Here is a 3,269-nt window from a genome sequence, read left to right as displayed (position 1 = left end):
ACGTAAGTGCACCTCCCCCCGCCTACGTAAGTGAAGCTTCAACCGTCCTGCCCCGCCCACGAGTTGGCGTGAAGTCAAGGTGACTGGCACCTGGCGCACATGGCATGATCACCTTCGCGTTACTCCCGAGTAACGACCCCCCTCCTCCCATCCGAAGGTCACATTCTCCGTGCGCACGTTCACCACCCGCCTTCTGGTGCCCGGCCTCGCCACCCTGGCCCTCGCCGCCACCGGCTGCTCCTCCTCCGGGCACAGCGACGCGGCACAGCCCGGCAGCACCGCGACCATCGCGGTGGCCGCCGACGACACGCGGCAGCTCGACGTGGCCGCCGCGCCGCAGGAGGCGTCCGCGCCGACGGCGGTGGCCCGCCCCGGTACCGGCAAGGGCCGCCCGCAGAAGTCCTCGCTGAAGGTCGCCTCCTACGACCGGACGAGCCGACGGGCCGTCATATCCACGCCGGCGCAGCGCCCCACCGGCGCGCCCGGCCACTCGCCCGCGCCCGACAGGCCCGCACCCGACAAGCCCGTGGCCGTCGGCGACGTCATCGCCAGCGCCCCGGCCCCCGGCGCCCCCGACGGACTGCTCGCCAAGGTCACCGAGGTCGTCGGGAAGACCGACCACGGCACCGAGGTGAAGACCGCCCCCACCACGCTCGCCTCGGTCCTCAAGGACGACAAGGCCGACGGCAAGGTCCCGGTCGACCCGTCCTCGGTGAAGGTCGAGCCCCTGATGAAGGGCGTCACCTTCTCCTGGGCCAAGGGCAAGGGCCTCACCTTCGGCCCCAAGGGCGCCAAGCTGCCCCTCGGCAACCTGCGCCTGGACGTGAACGCCGCCGTCGACACCGCCAAGGACGCCCCGGCCTCCGCCGGTGCCTCGGTCTCCGGCTTCGTCCAGCTCGCCCCCGAGGTGGAGTTCGCGTACGACGGCGGCTCGCGCGGCACCGGTCCGCGCACCGCGTTCCTCGGCATGAGCGGCGACTGGTCCTCGCAGTGGGCGCTCAAGGGCCGCGCCGCCGCCGGCACGGGCGCACCCAAGCGCATCCCGTTCGCCAAGCTGCACAGCGCGCCCGTCATCCAGGTCGGCCCGGTCCCGGTCGTCGTCAACCTCGACCTGACCTGCTACGTCCAGGTCGAGGCGGACGGCCACGTCACGCTCGATGTGTCCCAGGACGTCAAGGGCGACTTCCGCGTCGGCGGCAGCTACGCCTCCGGCAAGGGCTGGACGCCGGTCAGCACCTCCGCCGTGCACAGCTCGCCGGTGACTGCCACCGTGACCGCGGCCGGACGCGTCAAGGGCGCCATGGGCGCCGAGGCCTCTGTCGGCCTGTACGGGGCCGTCGGCGTCAGCGCCGACTTCGCGCCCTATCTGCGCGGCGAGGCCGATGTGAAGGCGACCGCGTCGAGCGACGGCAAGGCGTCCGTGTCGGGTGCCTGGGCCGTGTACGGCGGGTTCGACCTCAGCGGACAGCTCCACTTCCAGCTGTCGCTGTTCGGCACTCCGGTCTTCGAGCGCCGCGTTCCGCTCGGCGCGCTGCACCGCGAGTGGCCGCTCGCCGAGGGCCACGCGGCCCGCTAGGACTCGGCCGCGACCACTCGTCCGGCGGGGGGCCCACGAGGTGCGGGCCCCCCGCCCCTTGGCGCATTCTTGCTGTATCACCTACCGCGCGGCGCGCGGACGAGGGCAGACAAGATGACTGAGAGCGCCGAGGGCCGGCGCTGGGCGCCGGGAAAGCTGACCGCACTGCTCACCGGGGCCGTGGCGGAGGGCATGCGCGCCGTCGGCGGCCACGTGGGCGGTGTGTACCTGCGCTCCAGCACGCCCGGGCTGCTGCAGCTGGCCGTGCTCGCCGGGCTGCCCGGACCGCTGTTCCGCCCCTGGTGGCGCATGCACGTGGACCGGCCCTTTCCGGTCGCCGACTCCCACCGGCTCGGCGTGGAGATCCAGCTCGCCGACCCCACCGAAACCATGCGCCGCTACCCCCAGCTCGCCGCCGGGCTGCCGTTCCGCTTCGGCTCGGTGTACGTACCGGTCGTGGGGGCGTCGACGGCGTACGGCGTCCTGACCGTGCTGTGCCCCGCCGCGCCGGACGCCACCTCCGCACCCCGGGACCGCGACCGCCTCACCGAGGCCGCCCAGAGCCTGGGCGCCGCCCTGCTCGAACTGGACCAGGAGGGCCCGGAGGTCGTCTGGGACGGCGAGCCGCTGTGCGTGGCGCCCCCGGCCGACGGGGTAGCGGCCGACCGGGCGGCCGGGGAGCACGCCGCCGACCTGCTCCCCGAAGGCGTCTTCACCCTGGACCGGCTGGGCCTGATCAGCTACGTCAACGCCAGTGCCGTCCAGCTCCTGGGCCGCCCCCGCAGCGAACTGCTCGGGCAGCCACTCGGCCAAGCCGTGCCCTGGCTGGAGGAGCCCACCTGCCAGGACCATCTGCGCGGCGCGCTCCTGTCCAGGGACCCGGTGCACTTCCAGGTCCGTCGTCCGCAGCCGCCCGGCGCGGACCCCCTGGCCGGCGAGCGGTACGGCGACCGGCTCTCGCTGTCCGTCTACCCCGGCCCCGACGGGTTGACCTTCACGGCGGTCCCCGTGGGCCGGGAGGCCGACACCGCAGGGGCCGCCTCCCGGCCCGGCGCCGGTGCCCGCGACGGCCGGGAGCCCGGTGGTCCGCCGTTCGGCCCCCCGCCGGCCCCGGCGGCGCCCGACGCCGTCCCGGCCGCGTCCGCGAGCCGGGCGGGCGGGGCGGAGTCCCTCTACCCGCCGGTCTTCCTCGCCCTGGCCCTGAGCGAGGCGGTCACCGCCCGCCAGGTCTCCGCCGTGGTGATGCAGGAGCTGCTCCCCGCGTTCGGCGGCCGTCGCCTCGCCATCTACCTGCTCCAGGACCGGCACCTCTACCTGGCCTGGGAGAGCGGCTTCCCCAAGGGCTTCCTCGACCCCTTCGACGGAGTGGCGCTGGATGTGCGGCTGCCCGGCGTCGACACGCTCACCCACGGCCGCCCGCTCTTCTTCGAGTCGATGGAGCAGCTCGCGGCGGCCTATCCCGGCATCCCGCTCGACGCCGAGGAGGGCGCCCGCGCCTTCCTGCCGCTGATCGCCTCGGGCCGCCCGGTCGGCTCCTGCATCCTCGGCTTCGACCGGCCGCGCGGCTTCAGCCCGCAGGAGCGCACGGTCCTGACCGCGCTCGCCGGTCTGATCGCCCAGGCCCTGGAGCGGGCCCAGCGCTACGACACCGAGGCCGCCCTCGCCCGCGGCCTCCAGGCGGCCCTGCTCCCCC

General features: G+C 74.7%; 2 protein-coding genes. Both read left to right on the top strand.

The window, feature by feature from the left end; all coding sequences use genetic code 11:
• Window positions 1-169 precede the first annotated feature (169 nt).
• A complete protein-coding gene (locus ACJA3G_RS33670) occupies window positions 170-1,576 on the top strand; it encodes a hypothetical protein (RefSeq protein ID WP_406556829.1) in 1,407 nt (468 codons plus the stop codon).
• A 114-nt stretch (window positions 1,577-1,690) separates the two neighbouring features.
• Window positions 1,691-3,269 (top strand): GAF domain-containing protein (locus ACJA3G_RS33665; protein WP_406556828.1); only part of this gene is annotated, 1,579 nt, incomplete at its 3' end.

It is taken from the genome of Streptomyces sp. YS-3 (assembly GCF_045257485.1).
Taxonomy (GTDB): domain Bacteria; phylum Actinomycetota; class Actinomycetes; order Streptomycetales; family Streptomycetaceae; genus Streptomyces.
This window is presented reverse-complemented; position numbering and strand designations above follow the sequence as displayed.